Source organism: Bradyrhizobium sp. WSM3983 (assembly GCF_000473045.1).
Taxonomy (GTDB): Bacteria; Pseudomonadota; Alphaproteobacteria; order Rhizobiales; family Xanthobacteraceae; genus Bradyrhizobium.
Map to the genome: position 1 here is coordinate 28015 of NZ_AXAY01000005.1, position 23355 is coordinate 51369.

Annotated in this window: 18 protein-coding genes; 6 read left to right on the forward strand and 12 right to left on the reverse strand. The window is 64.0% G+C overall.

What is annotated here, in order from left to right; translation table 11 throughout:
* Positions 1-65: 65 nt before the first annotated feature.
* Positions 66-521, reverse strand: a complete 456-nt coding sequence (locus YUA_RS0109530; RefSeq protein ID WP_027530478.1) for an Lrp/AsnC family transcriptional regulator — start codon at positions 519-521, stop codon at positions 66-68.
* 154 nt (positions 522-675) lie between these two features.
* Here YUA_RS0109530 and YUA_RS0109535 point away from each other — a divergent pair, with 154 nt between their 5' ends.
* Entirely contained in the window at positions 676-4125 is a 3450-nt protein-coding gene (locus YUA_RS0109535) for an indolepyruvate ferredoxin oxidoreductase family protein (protein ID WP_027530479.1), read from the forward strand.
* 75 nt (positions 4126-4200) lie between these two features.
* Positions 4201-5625, forward strand: coding sequence for an indoleacetamide hydrolase (iaaH, locus tag YUA_RS0109540; protein ID WP_027530480.1), 1425 nt, complete (start codon positions 4201-4203; stop codon positions 5623-5625).
* Positions 5626-5753: 128 nt separating this feature from the next.
* On the opposite strand, the gene YUA_RS0109545 is transcribed toward iaaH, so the two are convergent.
* Positions 5754-6662 carry a LysR family transcriptional regulator gene (locus YUA_RS0109545; protein WP_027530481.1) on the reverse strand — a complete coding sequence of 303 codons (909 nt, stop codon included), beginning with the start codon at positions 6660-6662 and terminating at the stop codon, positions 5754-5756.
* 140 nt (positions 6663-6802) lie between these two features.
* Here YUA_RS0109545 and YUA_RS0109550 point away from each other — a divergent pair, with 140 nt between their 5' ends.
* From YUA_RS0109550 to YUA_RS0109560, 3 genes are all read left to right on the forward strand, one after another.
* Positions 6803-7954 (forward strand): HlyD family secretion protein, encoded by a 1152-nt coding sequence (locus YUA_RS0109550; RefSeq protein ID WP_027530482.1) that lies wholly within the window; start codon positions 6803-6805, stop codon positions 7952-7954.
* A gap of 117 nt (positions 7955-8071) precedes the next feature.
* On the forward strand, positions 8072-9691 hold the full coding sequence (locus tag YUA_RS0109555) for an MDR family MFS transporter (protein ID WP_027530483.1): 1620 nt from the start codon (positions 8072-8074) through the stop codon (positions 9689-9691).
* A gap of 27 nt (positions 9692-9718) precedes the next feature.
* Positions 9719-10180: a carboxymuconolactone decarboxylase family protein gene (locus YUA_RS0109560; RefSeq protein ID WP_027530484.1), complete on the forward strand. Its 462-nt coding sequence runs from the start codon at positions 9719-9721 to the stop codon at positions 10178-10180.
* A 141-nt stretch (positions 10181-10321) separates the two neighbouring features.
* Here YUA_RS0109560 and YUA_RS0109565 read toward each other — a convergent pair whose 3' ends face one another.
* The 6 genes from YUA_RS0109565 to YUA_RS0109590 form a co-directional block, all read right to left on the reverse strand.
* A complete protein-coding gene (locus YUA_RS0109565; protein ID WP_027530485.1) occupies positions 10322-11182 on the reverse strand; it encodes a D-amino-acid transaminase in 861 nt (286 codons plus the stop codon).
* Positions 11183-11371: 189 nt separating this feature from the next.
* Complete coding sequence (locus tag YUA_RS0109570; protein WP_027530486.1) at positions 11372-12103, reverse strand: amino acid ABC transporter ATP-binding protein; 732 nt, start codon at positions 12101-12103, stop codon at positions 11372-11374.
* A gap of 8 nt (positions 12104-12111) precedes the next feature.
* Entirely contained in the window at positions 12112-12804 is a 693-nt protein-coding gene (locus YUA_RS0109575) for an amino acid ABC transporter permease (RefSeq protein ID WP_027530487.1), read from the reverse strand.
* A 4-nt stretch (positions 12805-12808) separates the two neighbouring features.
* Positions 12809-13540, reverse strand: coding sequence for an amino acid ABC transporter permease (locus YUA_RS0109580; protein WP_027530488.1), 732 nt, complete (start codon positions 13538-13540; stop codon positions 12809-12811).
* 242 nt (positions 13541-13782) lie between these two features.
* Positions 13783-14694, reverse strand: coding sequence for an amino acid ABC transporter substrate-binding protein (locus tag YUA_RS0109585; RefSeq protein ID WP_027530489.1), 912 nt, complete (start codon positions 14692-14694; stop codon positions 13783-13785).
* 84 nt (positions 14695-14778) lie between these two features.
* Complete coding sequence (locus tag YUA_RS0109590; RefSeq protein WP_027530490.1) at positions 14779-16176, reverse strand: M20 family metallopeptidase; 1398 nt, start codon at positions 16174-16176, stop codon at positions 14779-14781.
* Positions 16177-16417: 241 nt separating this feature from the next.
* On the opposite strand from YUA_RS0109590, the gene YUA_RS0109595 reads away from it, so the two are divergent.
* Positions 16418-17797 (forward strand): LLM class flavin-dependent oxidoreductase, encoded by a 1380-nt coding sequence (locus YUA_RS0109595; protein WP_027530491.1) that lies wholly within the window; start codon positions 16418-16420, stop codon positions 17795-17797.
* A gap of 156 nt (positions 17798-17953) precedes the next feature.
* Here the strand turns inward: YUA_RS0109595 and YUA_RS0109600 are convergent, their stop codons facing one another.
* The 4 genes from YUA_RS0109600 to YUA_RS0109615 form a co-directional block, all read right to left on the reverse strand.
* The gene (locus YUA_RS0109600; protein ID WP_027530492.1) at positions 17954-19615 is read right to left on the reverse strand and encodes a thiamine pyrophosphate-binding protein; all 1662 of its coding nucleotides are present in this window, start codon (positions 19613-19615) and stop codon (positions 17954-17956) included.
* A gap of 259 nt (positions 19616-19874) precedes the next feature.
* Positions 19875-20378, reverse strand: coding sequence for a GFA family protein (locus YUA_RS0109605; RefSeq protein ID WP_027530493.1), 504 nt, complete (start codon positions 20376-20378; stop codon positions 19875-19877).
* Positions 20379-20534: 156 nt separating this feature from the next.
* A complete protein-coding gene (locus tag YUA_RS0109610) occupies positions 20535-21662 on the reverse strand; it encodes an alkene reductase (RefSeq protein WP_027530494.1) in 1128 nt (375 codons plus the stop codon).
* A gap of 121 nt (positions 21663-21783) precedes the next feature.
* Positions 21784-23280 (reverse strand): aldehyde dehydrogenase family protein, encoded by a 1497-nt coding sequence (locus tag YUA_RS0109615; protein ID WP_027530495.1) that lies wholly within the window; start codon positions 23278-23280, stop codon positions 21784-21786.
* Positions 23281-23355 lie beyond the last annotated feature (75 nt).

Below are 23355 nucleotides of genomic sequence, written 5' to 3' on the forward strand. Positions count from 1 at the left end.
AGAGGTGAGGTGGTGGGCACGGCGCTATGCGCCTTTGCCCGCCCTACGGCAGCTGCGCCAGTTGATCAAAACGGCAGCTCAACGCTCGTCTTGATCTCCTTCAGCACCACATTGCTGCGGACGTAGCGGATGCCGGGGATACGAAACATGAACTCGTCGAGGAAGCGGTTGTAGGCCGCCATATCCTGCACGACGACGCGCAGATGATAATCGGCGTCACCCGTGGTCGCAAAACACTCCAGCACCTCGCGACGCGTGGTGACGCGGGAGACGAACTCGTCGACGAATTTGGCGTCGTGCCGCTCCAGCGAGACGTGGAGGATGGCGGACATCGCAAAGCCCGCCTGCTCGCGCGCGACCAGCGCCGCATAGCCGCGGATGACGCCGCTTTCCTCAAGCGCACGCACCCGGCGCCAGCAGGCCGAGGTCGACATGCCGACCTCGTCGGCAAGCTGCTGGTTGGTGGCGCGGCCGTCCTTCTGGAGATGAGCGAGAATCCGCGTGTCCTGGTCTTCGATCATCGAGAGCCCTCAAATCGATAAAATCTACCAGATTTTTCCACGTAATGCAAAATTCTACCGATCCTGGCGTCCGTGGCGGGATGAATAGGTAAGACCTACCAGCGCGCCGGGCTTAACCTTCGCCCAATCGGCAGGATGCCGCGTGAGGTCCGCCATGGACGCCATTTCGTCACTCGACGCCTACGAGCTCTCCGATCGTTATGATCGGGAGGAGGGCCGCGTCTTCCTCACGGGCACGCAGGCCATCGTCCGCATTGCGCTCGACCAGATCAGGCGCGATCGCGCTGCGGGGCTCAACACCGCCGGCTTCATCTCCGGCTATCGCGGCTCGCCGCTCGGCGGCATCGATCTCGAACTGTGGCGCATCCAGCAGCGATTGAAGCTGGACCGCATCGAATTCCTCCCCGCCGTGAACGAGGACCTCGCCGCAACTGCCGTACTCGGCTCGCAGCAGGTCGAAACCCAAGCCGACCGCGAGGTCGATGGTGTGTTCGGGCTCTGGTACGGCAAGGGTCCCGGCGTCGATCGCTCCGGCGACGCGCTCAAGCACGGCAATGCCTACGGCTCGTCGCCACATGGCGGCGTGCTGGTGGTCGCCGGCGACGACCATGGCTGCGTGTCGTCCTCGATGCCCCACCAGTCCGACGTCGCCTTCATGAGCTGGTTCATGCCGACGCTGCACCCCGCAAGCGTCAGTGAGTATCTCGAATTCGGCGAGTACGGCTACGCGCTGAGCCGCTTCTCCGGCATGTGGGTCGGCTTCAAGGCAATCTCGGAGATCGTCGAGTCAGGCGCGTCCGTCGCGCTGCGCCCGCCGCGCCTCTTCCGCACGCCCGACTTCACGCCACCGCCGGGCGGACTGCACTATCGCTGGCCCGATCTGCCGGGCCCGCAGATCGAGGAGCGGCTCGAGGCGAAGAAGCACGCGGTCTACGCCTTCGCCAAAGCCAATCCGATCGATCGCCATATCTACGACATCCCCAATGCCACCTACGGCATCGTCACGACAGGCAAGGCGCATCTCGATCTGATGGAAGCGCTGCGGCTGATGGGGCTCGACGAGGCCGCCTGCCGCAGCATCGGCATCGACATCTACAAGGTCGGCATGGTGTGGCCGCTGGCGCTGCACGACGCCATGGATTTCGTGAAAGGCAAGCGCGAGATCCTCGTCGTCGAGGAGAAGCGCGGCATCATCGAGAGCCAGTTCAAGGAATATTTTTACGACTATCCCGGTGCAAAACCCGAGCGCATGGTCGGCAAGCACGACGAAACCGGCGCGCGGCTGATCTCCTGGATCGGCGAATTGTCACCGCGCGCGCTGGCGTCCGTGCTCGCCCGCCGGCTCGATCCGATGTTTCCGGGCCTCAATCTTGCCGCGCGCGCCGCCGCGCTGCTGCCGGAAGCCGAGCGCACGATCAACGTCGCAGGCGCGACGCGCACGCCTTATTTCTGCTCCGGATGTCCGCACAACACCTCGACAAAGGTGCCCGAGGGATCGAAGGCGCTGGCCGGCATCGGCTGCCATTTCATGGCGAGCTGGATGGACCGCGAGACCTCGTCGCTGATCCAGATGGGCGGCGAAGGCGTGAACTGGGCCGCGTCGTCACGGTTCACCGGCCACAAGCACGTGTTCCAGAATCTCGGCGAAGGCACCTATTACCATTCCGGCTCGATGGCGATCCGCCAGGCGATCGCTGCCAAGGCCAACATCACCTACAAGATCCTGTTCAACGATGCCGTCGCCATGACCGGCGGCCAGCCGGTCGATGGTCCCATCAGCGTGCATGCCATCGCGCACAGCGTCCGGGCCGAGGGCGTGGCCCGCATCGCGCTGGTGTCGGACGATCCCGCGCAGTTCTCGCCCGCAGATCTGCCTAGCGGCGTTACCATTCATCCGCGCGAGGAGATGGATGCCGTGCAGCGCGAGCTGCGCGACATCTCCGGCGTCTCGGTGCTGATCTATCAGCAGACCTGCGCCACCGAGAAGCGGCGTCGGCGCAAGCGCGGACAGATGGCTGACCCAAAGCGCTTTGCCTATATCAACGACCTCGTCTGCGAAGGCTGCGGCGACTGCTCGGTCGAGTCCAATTGCCTCAGCGTCGAGCCGAAGGAGACGCCGTTCGGCCGCAAGCGTCAGATCAATCTGTCGGCGTGCAACAAGGATTTTTCCTGCCTCAACGGATTCTGCCCGAGCTTCGTCACCGTCGAAGGCGCAACGCGCCGGAAAAAGACCGCGAGCGAGATCGATGCAATCGGTCGCGCGGCCACGCTCCCCCTGCCCGCCCCCGCCACGCTCGATCGCCCTTACGATCTGCTCGTGACTGGCGTCGGCGGCACCGGCGTGATCACGGTCGGCGCGCTGATCGGCATGGCCGCGCACCTGGAACGAAGCGGCGTCTCGGTGCTGGATTTTACCGGCTTTGCGCAGAAGTTTGGCCCGGTGCTGAGCTACATCCGCCTTGCTTCAAGTCCCGAGGCGCTGCACCAGGTCCGCATCGACCAGGGCGCGGCCGATGCGCTGATCGGCTGCGATCTCGTCGTCAGCTCCTCGCCGAAGGCGTCCGGCACCTATCGCCGCGGCACGCGCGCTGCAATCAACACCGCGGAGATGCCGACCGGCGACGTGGTCCGTTTCCGCGATGCCGATCTCGCCTCCCCTGCCCGCCTTCGGGCGATCCGGCAGGTCATCGGCAGCGACAATCTCGACAGCATCAACGCCAACGCGCTGGCCGAACGCCTGCTCGGCGATGCAGTCTATGCCAATATCATCATGCTGGGCTTTGCCTGGCAGCGCAGCCTGGTGCCGGTTTCGCTATCGGCGCTGCTGCGTGCGATCGAGCTCAATGGCGTCGCGGTCGAACGCAACAAGCAGGCTTTTGCCTGGGGTCGGATCGCCGCGGCCGATCCAGACTTCTTGCCGAAGGTGAACGAGACGCCAAAGGCCGAGACGCTCGACCAGCTTATCGGGCGGCGCGCTGATTTCCTCACCGCCTATCAGGATGGGGCTTATGCGGCGCGCTATCGAGCACTGGTCGCAAAAGTTCGTGCTGCCGAAGCCGCCCTCAACAGCGAGGCCCTGACCGAGGCCGTCGCCCGCGCTCTCTTCAAGCTGATGGCCTACAAGGATGAGTACGAGGTCGCGCGCCTGCACATGCAGAGCAGCTTCCTTGACGAGCTGAAGCGCGAATTCGAAGGCGACTTCAACGTCCAGTATCACCTTGCCCCACCGTTCCTGCCGTCCAAGCACGACGCCCGCGGCCGCCCGCGCAAGCGCGCCTTCGGTCAGTGGATCCAGATGCCCCTTGCCATGCTGGCGCGGCTGAAGGGATTGCGTGGGACGCCGTTCGATCCGTTCGGCTACACAGCCGAACGGAGGGCCGAGCGGGAGCTGATCATCTGGTATGAAGGCTTGATCGAACGGATAATCGGCGGGCTCGACGCGGCGCATCTACCCGATCTCATCATCATCGCAAAGGCGCCGATGGAGATTCGCGGCTACGGCCCGGTGAAGGATACCGCAATTGCCATGGTAAAGCCGGAGGTCGATCGGCTGCTCGCCACTATCGCCGCATCATCGCCTGCCAAGATACGCGCTTACGGTTGACGTGGCGCCAGCGAGGCTCCAGCCTCCCCGATTGGAAGCGGCTCCCTCATGGAGCCGGCAATCGGGTGACACATCATGAATTTCGATCAGTTGACCCTGACCCAGGCTGCTGCCGAGCTTGCTGCCGGAAAAATCACGAGCCACGCGCTCACCTCCGCGGCGCTCGCCCACGCCAAGGCCAATGCGGACCTCAACGCCTTCGTCACGCTGGATGAGGCCGGCGCCCTGAAGGCCGCTGTCGCGTTCGACGCGCAGGGCGCAGGCGCCGCGAGCAAGCCGCTCGGCGGCGTCCCCATCGTCATCAAGGACAATATCGAGGTCGCTGGATTGCCCTGTAGCGCCGGCACGCCCGCGCTGAAAGATTACGTTCCGAAGGCCGACGCGCCCGTGGTCGCGAAGTTGCGAGCCGCCGGCGCGGTCATCATCGGCAAGACCAGCATGCACGAGCTCGCCTTCGGCATCTCCGGCTACAATACCGCGTTCAAGACCGGCACGGAGTTCGGCGTGCGCAACGCCTATGATCGCGCCCTGATCGCCGGCGGTTCGTCGTCGGGAACGGGCGCCGCGGTCGGCGCGCGAATTGTCGCGGGCGGGCTTGGCACCGACACCGGCGGATCGGTCCGGGTGCCGGCTGCGCTGAACGGATGCGCCTCGCTTCGCCCGACCGCTGGCCGCTATCCGCAACAGGGTATCGCGCCGATCTCGCACACCCGCGACACTGCGGGTCCGATAGCTGCGACCATGACCGATGTCGCACTGCTCGATCGCATCATCGCGGGTGGCGACGAGGTTACGCCGGCTGATCTGAAGCAGGTCCGCATCGGCCTCGTGAAGACGATGCTGACCAATCTCGATGCCGACACTGATGCTGCCTTTCAGGCGGCCGTCGCGAAACTGAAAGCCCAGGGCGTAACGGTCGTCGAAACCGAGATGCCGGAGCTCACAGGCCTCAATGGCCAGGTCGGCTTTCCCGTCGCGCTGTACGAGGCCTATGACGACATGGTCGCGTATCTCAAGCACACCGGCACCGGCCTCAGCATCGACGCGCTGGCAAAGGACATCGCCAGTCTCGACGTCAAGGGCATCTTTGATGGCCTTGTGATCCCGCGCAAACTGCCAGGTCCCGACAATACGTTGCTCGATGCCGCGCCAATCTACGACGCAGCAATCAAGACCGCACGTCCCGCGCTGCAGTCGCTTTACAGCAGAACCTTTGCCGGCAACAAGCTCGACGCGATCGCCTTTCCGACCACGCCGCGTGTCGCGATCGCCTCCAATCCGGAGTCCAGCAGCCTCGAGAATTTCGGCCTGTTCATCCAGAACACCGATCCCGGCAGCAATGCCGGCATTCCCGGTATTCAGATCCCGATCGCGTTGGGGGCGACCAGTGGATTACCGATCGGACTTGAACTGGACGGCCCGGCAGGTAGCGACGAACGGCTGCTTGCGATCGGCATGGCGCTGGATGCCGTATTCGGACGGCTGCCGCCGCCGCGTTGAGGCGAGCGCATATCTATCCCCTCACCCTGAGGAGCTTGCGAAGCAAGCGTCTCGAAGGGCGAGGCCACGGGCCACCATCCTTCGAGACGCGCGTTCCGCGCTCCTCAGGATGAGGAACGAGCAGCGCCTCACGAATACGGATTGATCAGCTTCTGCTGCTCGGCGCTGTGATGCACGAGCATGTCGATGAAGGTCCGGACCTTCGCCGACAGATGATGCTTGTGCGGATAGACCGCATTCATCGACATCTCGACCGGCCGGTATTCCGGCAAGAGGCGCACCAGCCGGCCGGCGTCGAGATCGTCCCCCACCAGGAAACCGGCCGCCAGGCTGACGCCAACGCCCTGCACCGCCGCTTCGCGCAGGGCCTCGCCGCTGTTGGTGATCAGATTGCCTGAGACGCGCACCGAGGCCGGGGTGCCCTTGCGATCGAAGAAGCGCCATTCGTCGAAGGGGTAGTTGATGTGGCGCACGCAATTGTGCCCGGCAAGCTCTTCGAGTGTCTGCACGCGTCCATGCGTCTCGATATAGGAATGCGAGCAGCACAACACGTGCCGCCAGGTCGCAAGGCTCCGCACGATCAGGCTGGAGTCGGGCGGCGCAATCATGCGCAATGCGAGATCAAAGCCTTCCTCGATCAGGTCGACATTGGTCTCGCCCATGCGCAGGTCGACCTTGACCTCGGGATAGGTCGCGAGGAATTCGGCCATCACGGGCGCGACGAACGAGACCATGTGGGTGGCGGTGTGGATGCGCAGTGTGCCGCGCGGCGTCGATTGCAGCGCGCCGGCAATGTCATCGGCCTGTTCGAGATCGGCGAGGATCTGGGTCGAGCGGTCGTAATAGGCCTTGCCGATTTCGGTGAGGCTCACTTTTCGCGTGGTGCGGTTGAGCAGCCGCACACCGAGCCGGTCCTCCAGCGCCTGGACGTGGTTGCTCACCATGGTCGTCGACATGTTGAGGCGGCGGGCGGCGGCCGAGAAACCGCCGTTTTCGACCACGCGGACGAAAGCGGTAAGGCTGCTGAAGCGGTCCATGGTCTGAGGCTCCGATTATCCTCCATTGCTGGATAATGCTTCCAGCAATTCCGGGATTATCACAGCCGCCGGGACAACGCATCTTGGAGCCATCAAGAGCGCACTGTTCGAAACAGGCGCATGGAAATTCCGAGGGCGCCATGTCGAATGCGACTTATACCACTGCAACAACGGATAAAATCAGCCTGAAACCGTCCCGCCAGGCGATTAAGCGGGCGGCCCTCGCGCTGGCGCTGGCCCTCGGCGTCGCTGTCGCCAGCGACTTTGGCTACAATTACCTGACGACCGGCCGCTACCTGGAATCGACCGATGACGCCTATGTGAAGGCCGATTCCACCATCATCGCCCCGAAGGTGTCGGGCTACATCGCCCAGGTGCTGGTCGGCGATAACGAAAAGGTGAGAGCGGGCCAGGTGCTGGCCAGGATCGACGACCGCGACTTCAAGGCCGCGCTTGGCCAAGCGCGCGCCGACGTCGCAGCGGCCGAAGCCTCGGTCCGCAATCTCGATGCCCAGCTCGAACTCCAACAGCCGATCATCGAGCAAAGCACGGCCGACGTTGCCGCTGCCGACGCAAATCTGAAATTCGCGCAGGAAGAACGCGCCCGCTACGACGACCTCATGAAGTCGGGTTCAGGCACGATCCAGCGCGCGCAGCAGACCGATGCGGCGCTCCGCGCCAGCAACGCGCAATTGCAGCACGCCAAGTCGGGCCTGGTGGCCGCGCAGCGCAAGGTCGACGTGCTGACGACCCAGCGCGCCCAGGCTACGGCGCAGCTCGATCGCGCTCGCGCGGTCGCGGACCAGGCCGAGCTGAACCTCTCCTACACCGAGATCGCCGCGCCTGTTGACGGCACGGTCGGCGCCCGCAGCCTGCGCGTCGGCCAGTTCGTGCAGGCCGGCACGCAATTGATGGCGGTGGTGCCGCTCGATGCGGTCTATGTGATCGCGAATTTCAAGGAGACGCAGCTCACGCATGTGCGCGCAGGCCAGCCGGTCGAATTGCACGTCGACAGTTTTCGCAATCGCACGCTGCACGGTCATGTCGACAGCCTTTCGCCGGCCAGCGGACTTGAATTCGCGCTGCTGCCACCTGACAATGCGACAGGCAACTTCACCAAGATCGTGCAGCGCGTTCCGGTGAAGATCGTGCTCGACGATCACAGCCTCACGGGCCTGCTGCGCCCCGGCATGTCGGCGGTGCCGACCGTCGACACCAAGGCAACCGTGGTGGCCGAGCGCGAGACCGCCAAGCGCATTGCTGACAACGCGTCTCGCCCGAACGGCGGCTGACGCGGGATGTGCCCGGCAGGATTATCAAGTCTTGCCGGATGATCCTTCCCAGACTTCCGCGATTATCGAAACCATCAGTCTAACGCATCCTGTCTCTGTAACCGAGACGAGGCTTCCATGAGCACGCTTCAACCGACCCTCAACGCCGCTTCCGCCGCCAATCTCCCCGCTCCGCTAGCTGCTCCCGCTACACCGGCTGTATCAGCCAAAACGTGGATCGCGGTGATCGGCGCCACGCTCGGCGCCTTCATGGCGGTGCTGAACATCCAGATCGTCAACGCCTCGCTCGCCGACATCCAGGGCGCGATCGGCGCCGGCATCGACGACGGCGGCTGGATCTCGACTTCCTATCTGATCGCCGAGATCGTGGTGATCCCGCTGTCCGGGTGGCTGGCGCAGGTGTTCTCGATCCGGATCTATCTGCTCACCAATGCGGTCCTGTTCCTGCTGCTGTCGGCGGCCTGCGCGCTGGCACAGGACCTGCCGCAGATGATCGTACTGCGCGCGGTGCAAGGCTTTACCGGCGGCGTGCTGATCCCGATGGCCTTCACGCTCATCATCACGTTGCTGCCGCGTGCCAAGCAGCCGGTCGGCCTCGCGCTGTTCGCGCTGTCGGCGACGTTTGCGCCGGCGATCGGCCCGACCATCGGCGGCTATCTCACCGAGAACTTTGGTTGGCAGTACATTTTCTATGTCAACCTTGCGCCCGGCGCGATCATGGTCGGCATGCTCTGGTATGCGCTCGACGCCAGGCCGATGAAGCTGTCGCTTCTGCGGGAGGGCGATTGGGCCGGCATCATCACCATGGCGATCGGCCTCTCCGCGCTGCAGACCGTGCTGGAAGAAGGCAACAAGGACGACTGGTTCGGCTCGCCCTTCATCGTCAAGCTCAGCGTGATCGCGGCCGTCGCGCTGACCGCCTTCCTGATCATCGAGCTCACGGTGACAAAGCCGCTGTTGAACCTGCGCCTGCTGGTCCGCCGCAATTTCGGCTTCGGCATGCTCGCCAACTTCCTGCTCGGCGTCGCGCTCTACGGTTCGGTGTTCATCCTGCCGCAATATCTGTCGCGCATCCAGGGTTACAATGCCGAGCAGATCGGCACGGTGCTGGCCTGGACCGGCTTGCCGCAGCTCGTGCTGATCCCGCTGGTGCCGCGGCTGATGCAGAAGTTCGATGCCCGGATCATCATCGGCGTTGGCTTCGTGCTGTTTGCAGGTTCGAACTTCATGAACATCTTCATGACCAACGACTACGCCGCCGACCAGCTGTTGTGGCCCAACGTCGTTCGCGCCATCGGCCAGGCGCTGGTGATGGCGCCACTGTCCGCGGTTGCGACGGCCGGCATCGAGCCGGAGAATGCGGGCTCGGCCTCCGGCCTGTTCAACATGATGCGCAACCTCGGCGGCGCCGTCGGCATCGCGCTGCTCCAGACCGTGCTGACCAAGCGCGAGCAGTATCACTCCAACGTGCTGATGCAATCGGTCTCGGTGTTCGAACAGGCCACCCGCACGCGGCTGGAGCAGCTCACGCAATACTTCATCAATCACGGTGTGCTCGACCGTGCGGATGCGTCGCATCGCGCCTATGTCGCGATCGGTCATATCGTGCAGAAGCAGGCTTATATCTTCGCCTTCAGCGACACCTTCTATCTGCTCGGCATGGCGCTGATCGTCGCCCTGATCGCCGTCCTCTTCCTGAAGAAGCCCGGCCATGTCTCGGCCGGCGAAGCCCACTGACCTCAACTTCAAGCAAGGAGAACGACCATGAAGCCCCGCATGAATTTCTACCAGGCCGCCCCCGACACGATGAAGGCGCTGATGGCGCTGGAAGAGCAGATCCAGTCGACGGGACTCGAGAAATCGCTGATCGAGCTCGTCAAGATCCGGGCCTCGCAGATCAACGGCTGCGCCTTCTGCATCAACATGCACACCGAGGACGCCCGCAAGCGCGGCGAGACCGAGCAACGCATCTATCTGCTCAACGCCTGGCGCGAATCCCCGCTCTACACCGACCGCGAACGTGCCGCGCTGGCCTGGACCGAGTCGGTGACGCAGATCTCCGAGACGCATGCACCAGACGATGTCTATGCCGTGATCCGCTCGCAATTCTCCGACGCTGAGACGGTGAACCTGACCATGCTGATCGGCGCCATCAATGCCTGGAACAGGCTCGCGATCGCGTTCCGTGCGGTTCATCCGGTGAAGGTGAAGGCGTCGGTGGCCTGAGCAGGGCGGGCCCCTCACGCGCAAGTCTCGTAGGGTGGGCAAAGCCAAAGCATGCCCACCGCGTCTTTCAAGAACGCGAGAGAAGACGTGGGCACGGCGCAAGCGCGCCTTTGCCCACCCTACGATAGCTGCGTGCGCGGCCTAGACCGCGGTGGCCTTGGCGAACTCCACGTAAATCTCGCGCAGACGCGCGGCAAGCGGCCCGGGCTTGCCGTCGCCCACCTTCTTGCCGTCGATCGCCACCACCGGCTGGATGAACAGCGAGGCCGAGGTCGCAAAGGCTTCCTTCGCAGCCAACGCCTCTTCCACAGTGAAGGAACGCTCCTCGACGCGGAGCTGGCGCTCTTCGGCGAGCGCGACAACGGCCTTGCGGGTGCAGCCCGGCAGGATCGCGTTGGAGTTCTTGCGGGTGACGATGACGTCGTCCTTGGTGAGGATGAACGCCGACGACGAGCCGCCCTCGGTGACGTAGCCGTCCTCCAGCATCCAGGCCTCGCCGGCGCCGGCTTCGGCCGCGGCCTGCTTCGCCAGCACCTGCGCCAGCAGCGCCACGCTCTTGATGTCACGCCGCTCCCAGCGGATGTCGGGCACCGTGATCACGTTGATCCCGGTCTTGGCGGAAGCTGCGTTGATGATGTCCTTCTCGGAGGTGAACATCACCAGGCTCGACTTGACGTCGCCCTTGGGGAAGGCGAAGTCGCGGCCCTTGTCGGCGCCGCGCGTGACCTGGAGATAGACCAGGCCGTTCACGACCTTGTTGCGGACGATCAGCTCTTTCTGGATTTCGGTGATGCGCTCGACCGTCTCCGGCAGCCTCAAGCTGATCTCCCCGACCGAGCGCTCCAGCCGCGCCAGATGCGAGGCGTTGTCGACCAGCTTGCCGTCGAGCACGGCCGAAACTTCATAGATGCCGTCGGCGAACAGAAAGCCGCGATCGAGCACCGAGATTTTAGCATCCGAGAGCGGGACGAATGAGCCGTTGACGTAGGCGGTCGAATCCAAGGCGGGTCTCCTGGCGGGAAGGGGGATTTGGCGAGCTTATACGCCAATTGGAAGTGCCGACCACCCCTCGTTTCGTCATTCCGGGGCATTCGCGCAGCGAATGAGCCCGGAATCCATTTCACCTCGCGTACTGCCGCCCGATGGATTCCGGGCCCGCGCCAAGAGGCGCGTCCCGGAATGACGATCGAGTTAGTGCGACAAGATCTTCGACAAGAACTTCTGCGCGCGGTCGCTGCGGGGCTTGCCGAAGAAATCGTCCTTCGGCGCGTCCTCGACGATCTCGCCGCGGTCCATGAAGATCACGCGATTGGCGACCTTGCGGGCAAAACCCATTTCGTGGGTCACGACCATCATGGTCATGCCTTCGCGGGCAAGATCGACCATGACGTCGAGCACCTCGCTGATCATCTCCGGATCGAGCGCCGAGGTCGGCTCGTCGAACAGCATGGCGATGGGGTCCATGGCGAGCGCCCGCGCAATGGCCACGCGCTGCTGCTGACCGCCGGAGAGCTGCGCCGGAAATTTCTGCGCATGCTCCGTCAGGCCGACGCGCTCCAGGAGTTGCATACCCTTTGTAGCAGCCTTGTCGTGCGATCGTCCGAGCACCTTCTGCTGGGCGAGGCAGAGATTATCGATGATCTTGAGATGCGGGAACAGCTCGAAGTGCTGGAACACCATGCCGACGCGCGAGCGCAGTTTCGGCAAATTGGTCTTGGGGTCATTGACCTTGATGCCATCGATGCTGATGTCGCCCTTCTGGAAAGGCTCCAGCGCATTGACGCATTTGATAAGCGTCGATTTTCCCGAACCGGACGGACCGCACACCACCACCACCTCGCCCTTGGCGACGCTGGTGGTGCAATCGGTCAGCACCTGGAAGGTCGGGCTGTACCATTTATCGACGTGGCTGATTTCGATCATGACAGGCCCTAGCGAAGGATGGCGATGCGCGCCTGGAGGCGGCGGACGCCGAAGGACGCGATACAGGAAATGGTGAAGTAGACGACGGCGGCAAACAGGTACATCTCGACCAAACGGCCGTCGCGCTGTGCGACCTTGCTGGCCGCACCGAGGAAGTCCGTAATCGAAAGCACGTAGACCAGCGAGGTGTCCTGGAACAGCACGATGGTCTGCGTGATCAGCACCGGCAACATGTTGCGGAAGGCCTGCGGCAGCACGACGTAGCGCATGGTCTGCGCGTAGGTCAGGCCGAGTGCGTTGGCGGCGGCCGGCTGTCCTCGCGAGATCGACTGGATGCCGGCGCGCATGATCTCGGAGAAGTACGCGGCCTCGAACATGATGAAGGTGATGAGCGAGGACGCGAACGCGCCGACGCTGATCGGCCGCGAGGCACCGGTGAGCCACTGTCCGATATAGGGCACCAGGAAGTAGAACCAGAAGATCACCAGCACCAGCGGCAGCGAGCGCATGAAGTCGACATAGAGGGCGGCGATGCGTCCGAGCGTCTTGAGGCCGGAGAGCCGCATCAGCGCGATCGCCGTGCCGAAGACGAGGCCGCCCAGCGCGGACAGCGCCGTCAGCATCACCGTGAAGCTCATGCCCTCGTAGAACAGATAGGGCAGCGCGCGGATGATAACGCCGAAATCGAAATTGCTGAACATGGCGCTATTTCCCCGTGATGTAGCCGGGGATCGCAACGTAGCGCTCGAGGAAGCGCATCGCGGTCACGACGACGGCGTTGACGAGGAGGTAGAGAAGGGTCGCGGCGGTAAAGGCCTCGAACACCTGGAACGAGAATTCCTGCATCGAGCGTGCCTCTCCGGTTAGCTCCAAGAGGCCGATGGTGATGGCGACCGCGGTGTTCTTGATGGTGTTGAGGAACTCGGAGGTCAGCGGCGGCAGGATGATGCGGAACGCCATCGGCAGCAGCACGTAGCGATAGCCCTGCACCGTGGTCAGCCCGAGCGCGGTCGCGGCCATCTTCTGCCCGCGCGGCAGCGAGCCGATGCCGGCCTGCAATTGCACCGCGACGCGAGCCGACATGAAGAAGCCGATGCCGATCGCCGCCGTCCAGAACGGCGCGTTCGGCAGTTGCTTCAGCCACAGGCCGGCAGACTTCGGCAGCAACTCCGGCAGCACGAAGAACCACAGGAACAGCTGCACCAGCAGCGGCATGTTCCGGAAGAATTCGACGTAGCAAAAGCCGAACCAGTTGGCGCCCTTCGACGGCAGCGTGCGCATCACGCCGACGACCGAGCCGGTGATCAGCGCGATGATCCAGGCCAGCACCCCGGTTTCGAGGGTCAGCACCAGTCCCGACAGCAGCATGTCGAGATAGGTACCGGTCCCCATCGGGTTCGGCTGGAAGAAGATTCCCCAGTTCCAATGGTAGTTCACGTGTCCCCCGCGCGAACGCGCCAGTCAGAGATGTCCCGCCGCTTATGCAAATGTCCGGCCACTTCCCTCCAGAATGGCCGGAATGTCTTCCCTCTCCCCGCTTGCGGGGAGAGGGTTAGGGCGAGGGGGGCTCTCCGCGAGGGAGGTGATAGCTGGACTCGTGGAGAGTCCCCCTCACCTGGAATTCAGGCTGCGCTTGAATTCCGGCCTCTCCCCGCACGCGGGGAGAGGCGAACAGCATCTTACTTGTAGTCGTCCGGATTCGGCGAGTCCGAGGGCTTGGCGAACTCGTTCTTCAGCTCGGGCGAGATCGGCGTGTTGAGGTTCAGGCCCTTCGGTGGGATCTTCTGGGTGAACCACTTGTCGTAGATCTTCTGGGCTTCGCCGGAGGTGTAGAGGGCAGCAGTTGCCGCATCGACCACCTTCTTGAACGGCGCGTCGTCCTTGCGCAGCATGATGCCATAGGGCTCAGGCTTGGAGAACGCATCCTTGGAGATGACGTAGTCGTCCGGCGACTTCGAGCCGGCCACGAGGCTCGCGAGCAGGATATCATCCATCACGAAGGCGACCGCACGGTCGGTCTCGACCATCAGGAAGGCTTCGGCATGGTCCTTGGCCGGGATGATGTTGGCGCCGAGCTTCTTCTCGACGTTGGCCTCGGTCAGCTGCTTGATGTTGGTGGTGCCGGCGGTCGAGACCACCGTCTTGCCCTTGAGGTCATCGATCGACTTCAGCCCGCTCGACTTCTTGAACACGTAGCGGCTGGCGGTCAGGAAGTGGGTGTTGGTGAAGGCGACCTGCTTCTGGCGCTCGGCATTGTTGGTGGTCGAGCCGCATTCGAGGTCGATGGTGCCGTTCGCCATCAGCGGGATACGAGTCGCCGAGGTCACCGGATTGAGCTTCACCTCGAGCTTGTCGAGCTTGAGCTCCTTCTTCACGGCGTCGACGATCTTGTAGCAGATGTCCATCGCGAACCCGACGGGCTTCTGGTTGTCGTCCAGATAGGAGAACGGGATCGAGGAATCGCGGAATCCCAGCGTGATCGCGCCGGTGTCCTTGATGTTCTTCAGCGTGCCGGTCAGCTCTTCGGCGCCGGCCTGGCTGACGACAAAGGTCGCGGCGAGCGCAAGGCCGATGTGGCGGAAATGTTTCACTTTTTCTCCCCTTTCAGGATGATGCGGCCGGATGCAAGCACATCTCGGCCCGGATTAGAATGTGACTTTCGGCTGGATGCCGGCTCAGGTTAACGGCCGCGTTAATTCCCCGAGATCCCAGAACAGCCCGGCCATCACCGTCAAGGCCTCTTCGGTCAATGGCAGCAGGATGTGCTCATTGGGCGCATGCTGGGAGCAGCCGGGATAGGAGTGTGGGACCCAGATCGTCGGCAGGCCCAGAATTTCGGAAAACACGTCGTTCGGCAGCGAGCCGCCGAAGTTCGGCAGCACCGCCGGCGCCTTGCCGGTGGTGTTTTGGACTGAATCCGCCGCCCATTTGATCCACGGGCTGTCGAAATCGGTGCGCGAGGCGGCAAAGCTCTGGGCCGCCCGCACCTCGACCATCGGAAAGCCCCTTGCGACCAGATGGGCGCGGACGGCGTCGATCAGGCCATCGACCTTGGTGCCGACCACGAACCGCAGTTGCAGCACGGCATTGGCGTGGCCGGGAATGGCGTTCGCCGGCTTCGCGATATTGCCTGACGACATCGCCAGAACTTCCAGCGTGTTCCAGGCATAGAGCCGCTCGGCCGCGGACAGACCGTCCTCGCCCCAATTGTCCGCGAGCGCCGGCTCATCCTCGGTCGGGACCACCTGCACATCGGCCAGATAGCTGCGGATCTGGTTGGTGAGCCGCGGAGGCTTCAACGCGTCGAGCTGAAGCCGGCCATGGCCGTCGACCAGCGTCGAAATCGCATTGACCAGGATGGTCGCGGGGTTGGCGAGCACGCCGCCCCAATTGCCGGAATGATGGCCGCCGTCGCGCAAGTTCACATCGAGATGGATGCGGATACCGCCGCGGCAGCCGAGGAACAGCGTTGGCCGATCCGCTGATAGCCGCGGCCCGTCGGAGGCCATGAACAGATCGGCCTTGAGCGCGTCGCGGTTGAGGTCGCAGACCTTGCCGAGATCAGGCGACCCGATCTCCTCGCCCATCTCGACGATGAATTTTGCATTGAAGCCGAGCTTGCCGCCGCGGGCCTCGCGCACCGCGCGCAGCGCCGCCATGTTGATGCTGTGCTGGCCCTTGTTGTCGGCGGTGCCGCGACCGTAGAGGCGAATGCCCGCCGTGGTGGTGCGCCAGGGATCGCGGCCATCGCGCCACTCGCCCTCCATGCCGTCGACGACGTCGCCATGGCCGTAGACCAGCACGGTCGGCAGCGAAGCGCTCTCGTGATGCTCCGCAAACAGGAACGGCGCCTTGCCGCTCGGGGATTCGACCAGGCGGCTGGTGAAATCGAGCGCGGCGAAGGAGGGCATCATCTCCTGTTCCAGATAGGCGCGCAGCTCAGGGCCGCGCGACGGATTCTGGCTTTCGGTCTTGAAGCCGACCCGGCGGTCGAGTTCAGCGAGGAACGCACCGGATTTGAAGTCGTCCCGGGCGCGGGCGATGGCGTCGGCTCTTGTGTCGGCTCTTTTCATGGCTTGGTTTTCGAAGCTTTGGGAGGAAGGACCTTACCCGACACGGGCAAGCCTTCGAAAGTGGCGGGGACCTGGTAGTTCTTGGGAATTCGTTCTTGCTCTCTTGAGATTGGCTTGCCAAGCGCGGGAGTGCCGCCGATTTTAGCCTTGCCAAGGCCCAACCATATGCAAGAACGTCGCCAGATTGGGGCGCACATCTATCATTCGAAGAGCGCTCAGTACAGGGCGCCGGGGGACCAGCATGGCCAAGCAGATCAGGCTCAATGCATTTGCGATGAATTGCGTCGCGCACCAATCACCGGGGCTATGGACCCATCCGCGCGACCGCACCGCCGAGTATAACCGCCTGCCCTACTGGATTGATCTCGCCAAGACGCTGGAACGCGGCCGTTTCGACGGGCTGTTCCTGGCCGACGTGCTCGGGGTCTACGACGTCTATGGCAACAGCCCTGACGCAGCCTTGCGCAATGCGGCGCAGACGCCGTCGAACGAACCGTTGCTGCTGCTCTCGGCAATGGCCGCAGTCACCAAGAACCTGGGCTTCGGCGTCACCAGTAACCTCTCCTTCGAGCCGCCCTACCCATTCGCGCGGCGGATGTCGACGCTGGATCATCTCACCGAGGGGCGGATCGGCTGGAACGTCGTCACCGGCTATCTCGACAGCGCCGCGCGCGGCGCCGGCAAGGAGAAGCAGACCGGGCACGATGACCGCTACGACATCGCCGACGAATACATGGAGGTGGTCTACAAGCTCTGGGAAGGAAGCTGGGAGGACGACGCCGTGCTGCGCGACCGCAAGCGCGGCATCTTCACCGATCCGACAAAAGTTCATCGCGTCAATCATGAGAGCGCGAATTACCGCATCAACAACACCATTCACCTCAGCGAGCCGTCGCCGCAGCGCACGCCCGTGCTGTACCAGGCCGGCACTTCGCCGCGTGGCCGGCAGTTCGCCGCGAAACATGCCGAATGCGTGTTCATGTCGGGGCCTTCGGCCAAGATCATTGCGCCGCGCGTCTCCGCGATCCGCCAGGAGGCAGCCGCACTCGGCCGCAACCCCGCCGAGATCCTGATGTTCAACATGATGACGATCATCCTCGGCAACACGGAAGCCGAGGCGGCGGCGAAATATGCCGACTACCGGTCACATATCAATCCAGAAGGCGCCCTCGCCCTGATGTCCGGTTGGACCGGCATCGACTTCTCCGGCTACGAACTCGATCAGCAGGTCCGTCACGTCCAGAACGACGCCGGTCGCAGCGCACTGGACAACGTCACCCGCGGCGACCCCAACCGCGTCTGGACCGTGCGCGACGTCATCGAACATGTCGGCATCGGCGGCGCGGGACCCGTTGTAGTGGGCACGCCCGAAAGCGTCGCTGACAAGATCGAAGATTGGTTCGACAAGACCGACGTCGATGGCCTCAACGTTGCCTTTGCGATCTCGCCCGGCGATTTCGAGGACATCGCCGACATGCTGGTGCCGGAACTCACGAAGCGCGGTCGGTACAAGCCGGAATATGCGAAGGGCACGCTGCGGGAGAAGCTGTTCGGCAATGGGCGCGCGAGGCTCGACGCGCCGCATCCGGCGACGGGGTATCGGGTGGGGAAGAAGGGGTAGAGCGAGCCGCCACACCCTCAGTGTCGTCCCGGCGAAGGCCGGGACCCATAACCACAGGGCGTGGTTTGGCGAAGACTGGTCGTTCGGGACTGGTAGCACCAGCGATCGATAAATCACGCGGTATGGGTCCCGGCCTTCGCCGGGACGACAGCGGGACTACACCCTCCCGTCCACCATCACCTCGATCAGCTTGGTCCCCGGCCGGTTGAACGCCGACGCCAGCGTTGCCTTCAGCTCGCGGGGATCGCTGATCTTGATCGCCTCGCAGCCGAGCGCCTTCGCCACACCGGCGAAATCCACGGGTGGATCGACAAAGTCCATGCCGACATAATTGTCGTCGCCGTGGAAGGCGAGCAGGCGCTGCTTGATGATGCGATAGCCGCCATTGTTGGCGATGACGACGTTGAGCGGCAGCTTGTGATGCGCGGCCGTCCACAGCGACTGGATCGAATACATCGCACTGCCGTCGCCTGAGAAACACACGACGGGGCGATCCGGATTGGCGATGCTGGCGCCGACCGAGGCCGGCAGGCCCCAGCCAATGCCGCCGGAGGCAAGGCCGTGATAGCCATAGCGATCGCGGTGCGGACGCAGCGCCGTGATCTGGCGGCTGGAGGTGAGCCCTTCGTCGACGAGGATTGCATGCTCGGGCATGGCCTCGACCATTTGCAGCACCAGGAAATCCGGATCGATCGGCGTACGGCCGGCGCTCTTGCTGATCTGCTCGACCAACGCGGTGCGCCGCGCAGTCCAGTTCTTCGGCGCAAGCTCGGCGAGGCGCTGCCTGGCGCGGCTCGCCAATGCGGCGCCCCCCATCTCTTTCAGCACCGGGATCAGCGCGCGCAGCGTTTCCTTCACATCCGCCTTCAGCGCGATTTCGGCCCCGTAGTTCTTGGCGATCTCCCAATCGACGAGACCGACCTGCACGATGCCGAGGCCATCAGGCAGCGCATCCACCTCGCTATAGACAGACATCCGCAAGGGATCGCCACCAAGCGCGACCAGCAGGTCGTACGGCGCGAGCGTGTCGCGCACGACCTTCTGCACGCGCGCCAGCGTGCCGACGAAGCTCGGGCTCTCCGAGAGGAAGTGCGAGCCATAGGGCGCCGAGGATTGGTACGCGGCAGCGCCGAGCAGTTCGGCGAGTTCGGCAGCCTCCTTCAGCGCGTCACTCTTGACCACCTCGTCCATGGTGACGATGACAGGGCGCTCGGCCTTCAGCAGCCGCGCGGCGAACGCCCTCAGCGCCTCATCGGAAGGTCTCGTGCGCGCGTCGATCCGGGTGGAGCGACCGAGATCAATGCCGGCCTCACTGTTGAGGATGTCGCCCGGCAGCGAGATGAACACTGGCCCGGTCGGCGGCGTCATCGCGACCTTGGCGGCACGGCGCACGATGCGCGGCAGGTCTTCCAGCCGCGTCACCTCGACCGCCCATTTCACCAGCGGCTCGGCCATGCGCACCAGCGGGCCATAGAGCACCGGCTCCATCAGGCCGTGGCCCTGCTCCTGCTGGCCCGCAGTCAAAATCATCGGTGTGCCCGTGAACTGGGCATTATAGAGCGAGCCCATCGCGTTGCCGAGGCCGGGCGCGACATGGACGTTGCAAGCTACGAGCTTGCCGGAGGCGCGGCTGTAGCCGTCAGCGATCGCCACCACCAGGCTCTCCTGCATCGCCATCACATAGGTGAGATCAGGATGGTCCTTCAGCGCATGCATGATCGGCAGCTCGGTGGTGCCGGGATTGCCGAACAGGTGCGTGATGCCCTCGTCCTTGAGTAGCGCGAGAAAGGCGGAGCGGCCGGTGATCTTGTTCTTCATGCTTCCTCCAGGAGCGGACGTTGCCGCAAGGACGGAGGCATGATGGCCGAAGTTTTGGGGGGCGCGCAAGGAAGCGCGGTCATGGCTGCGTTGCGCGGGACAGTCTCGTGTCCCGGACGCGGCGCAACGTGCAACGTTGCGGCGCAGAGCCGGGACCCAGATTCGCACCGAGCTAGAAGACGTATGGGCCCCGGCTCAGCAGTGCGGCACTGCGCGCCGCACTGCGTCCGGGGCACGAGAGCAGAGTGTGCAGCTCACACTACATCTCCTCGCGCCCCAATTCGAACGGATCCTCGCCGCTAGCGCGCTTCTTCTTTTTCGAGCGCTGCCAGACCACGCCCGGAAAGCCTTTCAACGGCACCAGCGGCTCGCCGGTATAGGCCCATTCCTGCAGCTCCTCGATCGCGATGTGATAGAGCGGCTGGCGGCCGGTGCGCTCTTTGAACAGCGCGCGGGGGATGTTGACCATGTGCGGGCCGCGCGGGCGCTCATAGGCGATCGGCGTGCCGCAATGCGAGCAGAAGCTGCGCACGGTCTTGGTCGCCTTGTCCTCGTAGCGGGTCAGCGCAGCCTTGCCGGAGGTGATCCGAAAGCGCTTCGTCCAGCTTCCGACATAGGTGGCGTAGGCCGCGCCATGGGCACGGCGGCTGGCGGCGGAGTGGTCGTGCCAGGCCCAGCGTGCGGGAACGTCGATCTCGAAGGTAACCTTGCCGCAGAGGCATTGGCCGGCGGCGGTTCCTGCGGCGACTGCGGCTTTGGCCATGGAAGTCTCTCCGTCGTCTTTGCGAAGACGACAATACACGATCGTCATTCCGGGGCGCGACGAAGTCGCGAGCTCGGAATTCATTGGGCGGCAAGCCAGGACGTTAAATGGATTCCGGGTTCGATGCAGCGCATCGCCCCGGAATGACGGGAGAGGTCAGGCAGGCGTCAGCTCATCGTACGCAGGATAATCCGTATATCCCTTCTCCTCGCCGCCATAGAACGTCGCGCGGCTATACTGCGTGATCGGGTAGTCGTGCTCCAGGCGCCGCGGCAGATCGGGGTTGGAGATGAAGATGCGGCCGAAGGCGATGATGTCGGCGTGGCCATCGGCAATCGCCGCGTTCGCGGTCTCACCGGTGAAACCACCCGCGGTCATCAGCACGCCGCTGTAGTGCGGACGGAACAGCACCATCGCAGAGGGCACGTTCTCCCAGTGGACGTCGGCGCGGCCCGCACCGCTGGAGCGCGGCTCGATGAAATGCAGATAGGCAAGGCCGAGCTTGTCGAGCGCCTTCACCACGTGCGTATAGAGCGGCATCGGATCGGGCTCGGCGGAATCATTGGCGATGCCGTGAGGCGACAGGCGGACGCCGACGCGGTTGGCGCCCCACACGTCGATTGCCGCCCGAGTCACTTCGAGCAGCAGGCGAGTTCGGTTCTCGATCGAGCCACCATATTGATCGGTGCGCTGGTTGCTGCGCGACTGCAAGAATTGCTCGAGCAGATAGCCGTTGGCGCCGTGGATTTCGACGCCGTCGAAACCGGCGGCGAGCGCGTTCTTCGCGCCCTGCCGAAACGCCTCGACCACGCCCTTGACCTCGTCCGTCTCCAACGCGCGCGGCGTCTCGTAATCGGCCAGCTTGCCATCGGCCGTCATCGCCTTCATGCCTTCGGCCTTGATGGCGATCGCCGAGGCCGAGACCGGCAGCTGACCGCCATGATAGGACGAATGCGAGACGCGGCCGACATGCCAGAGCTGGAGGAAGATGATGCCGCCCTTGGCGTGCACGGCGTCGACCACCTTGCGCCAGCCGGCGATCTGCGCCTCCGAATAAATGCCGGGCGTTGCCGGGTTGCCGCGGCCGTGTGAGAGCACCGGCGAAGCTTCAGCGATGATCAGGCCACCCGGTGTCGCGCGCTGGCCGTAATATTCGGCGTTGAGGGGCCGCGGCGAAAAGCTCTCGCGCTCGGCGCGCATGCGCGTCAGCGGCGCCATCGCGACGCGATGCGCGAGCTTGTACGGACCGACCTGCAACGGTTTGAACAACGCCTCGAATTTCATGGGGGCCCCCGGGATGTCTTTGAAAGGATGCGGATCATATAGCGAGGGGCGGCCACCGGAAAAGGCGCCGCCCCTATGAAACCAGATATTCCCTCGCGCGGAACGCGAGAGAAAACAGGCCTTACGCCGTCTTGATCCAGACGGCCTTCACGTTGAGATATTCCTCGACATGCTGCTTGCCGGACTCGCGGCCATAGCCGCTCATCTTATAGCCGCCAAAGGGCACGGCCGGGTCCATCGCCTGGTAGCAATTCACCCACACCGAGCCGGCACGCAGCGATTTCGCGACCGCATGCGCCTTGGTGACGTCACGCGTCCACAGGCCCGAGCCGAGGCCGAACGTGGTGTTGTTGGCACGCTTGACCAGCTCGTCCATGTCCTTGAACGCGATCGCGGAGATGACGGGACCAAAAATCTCCTCCTGCGCGATGCGCATGTTGTCCTGGACACCCGCAAACACGGTCGGCGAGACGAAGAAACCCTTCGACAGCACGCCCTCCGTGACGCGGCCGCCGCCGGCGAGCGCTCGCGCGCCTTCCTTCTGGCCGATGTCGAGATAGCCGGTAACGCGCTCGAGCTGCTGCTCGGAGACCAGCGGGCCGACCTGGGTGTTCGGATCGAGACCGTTGCCGACCTGCAGCTTCTTGCCGAACTCGGCGACGCGGCCGACGAACTCATCGTAGATCGATTGCTCGACGAACAGCCGAGTGCCGGCGCTGCAGATCTGCCCCGAATTGGCGAACACCGCCATCGCCGCACCCGGCACGGCCGCGTCGAGATCGGCATCCGCAAACACGATGTCCGGCGACTTGCCGCCGAGCTCGAGCGAGACGCGCTTGAGGTTGCCGGCCGAGGCCCGGATGATCGACTGACCTGTGACATGCGAGCCGGTGAACGCGACCTTGTCGACGTCATGATGCGAAGCGAGCGCCGCGCCCGCGGTCTCACCATAGCCGGGCACCACGTTGACGACGCCAGGCGGAATGCCCGCTTCCATTGCGAGCTCCGCGATGCGCAGCGAGGTCAGCGGCGCCTCTTCGGCTGGCTTGAGCACCACGGTGCAGCCGGTCGCGATCGCCGGACCAATCTTCCAGAGCGTCGCGGTGAGTGGGCCGTTCCAGGGAATGATGGCACCGACGACGCCAACGGGTTCCTTCAGCGTGTAGGAGAAGATTTCGCCGGGCAGCGAGTTCTCGATGGTCTCACCGTGGATCGCGGTGGTTTGGCCGGCGTAATAGCGCAACATGCCGACGGCACGGAGGCGATAGGCGCGCGTGCGGCTGAGCGGCGCACCCATGTCGAGGGTGTCGAGCTGCGACAATTCGTCGAAATTCTTCTCGACGAGGTCGGCGAGCTTGAGCAGCAGGTTCTGGCGCTCAAACGGCTTGACCTTGCTCCAAGGACCTTCGAAGGCACGGCGGGCAGCCGCGACCGCACGATCAATGTCTTCCTTGTCGCCCTCGGCGACGGTTGCGAGCAGTTCGCCAGTGGCGGGATTATGGGTCTCGAAGCGCTTGCCGGAAGCGGCATCCACCCACTTCCCGTCGATCAGCATTTGCTTGTAGGACCCGTTGGCGAACGGATGGCGCGTGATCGGAATAGCCTGCGACACAGCCATGGCTGCACTCCCTAGGTAGGTCATTGTTTGGGTTCGATCTGGGCGGGATCGTTAGGTCAAATAGAATACAGCGGC

Excerpts from the sequence above, each read along its gene's own strand:
- YUA_RS0109530 (WP_027530478.1), bottom strand. The coding sequence starts at position 521 with ATGATCGAAGACCAGGACACGCGGATTCTCGCTCATCTCCAGAAGGAC.
- YUA_RS0109535 (WP_027530479.1), top strand. The coding sequence starts at position 676 with ATGGACGCCATTTCGTCACTCGACGCCTACGAGCTCTCCGATCGTTAT.
- iaaH (WP_027530480.1), top strand. The coding sequence starts at position 4,201 with ATGAATTTCGATCAGTTGACCCTGACCCAGGCTGCTGCCGAGCTTGCT.
- YUA_RS0109545 (WP_027530481.1), bottom strand. The coding sequence starts at position 6,662 with ATGGACCGCTTCAGCAGCCTTACCGCTTTCGTCCGCGTGGTCGAAAAC.
- YUA_RS0109550 (WP_027530482.1), top strand. The coding sequence starts at position 6,803 with ATGTCGAATGCGACTTATACCACTGCAACAACGGATAAAATCAGCCTG.
- YUA_RS0109555 (WP_027530483.1), top strand. The coding sequence starts at position 8,072 with ATGAGCACGCTTCAACCGACCCTCAACGCCGCTTCCGCCGCCAATCTC.
- YUA_RS0109560 (WP_027530484.1), top strand. The coding sequence starts at position 9,719 with ATGAAGCCCCGCATGAATTTCTACCAGGCCGCCCCCGACACGATGAAG.
- YUA_RS0109570 (WP_027530486.1), bottom strand. The coding sequence starts at position 12,103 with ATGATCGAAATCAGCCACGTCGATAAATGGTACAGCCCGACCTTCCAG.
- YUA_RS0109575 (WP_027530487.1), bottom strand. The coding sequence starts at position 12,804 with ATGTTCAGCAATTTCGATTTCGGCGTTATCATCCGCGCGCTGCCCTAT.
- YUA_RS0109590 (WP_027530490.1), bottom strand. The coding sequence starts at position 16,176 with ATGAAAAGAGCCGACACAAGAGCCGACGCCATCGCCCGCGCCCGGGAC.
- YUA_RS0109595 (WP_027530491.1), top strand. The coding sequence starts at position 16,418 with ATGGCCAAGCAGATCAGGCTCAATGCATTTGCGATGAATTGCGTCGCG.
- YUA_RS0109600 (WP_027530492.1), bottom strand. The coding sequence starts at position 19,615 with ATGAAGAACAAGATCACCGGCCGCTCCGCCTTTCTCGCGCTACTCAAG.
- YUA_RS0109605 (WP_027530493.1), bottom strand. The coding sequence starts at position 20,378 with ATGGCCAAAGCCGCAGTCGCCGCAGGAACCGCCGCCGGCCAATGCCTC.
- YUA_RS0109610 (WP_027530494.1), bottom strand. The coding sequence starts at position 21,662 with ATGAAATTCGAGGCGTTGTTCAAACCGTTGCAGGTCGGTCCGTACAAG.
- YUA_RS0109615 (WP_027530495.1), bottom strand. The coding sequence starts at position 23,280 with ATGGCTGTGTCGCAGGCTATTCCGATCACGCGCCATCCGTTCGCCAAC.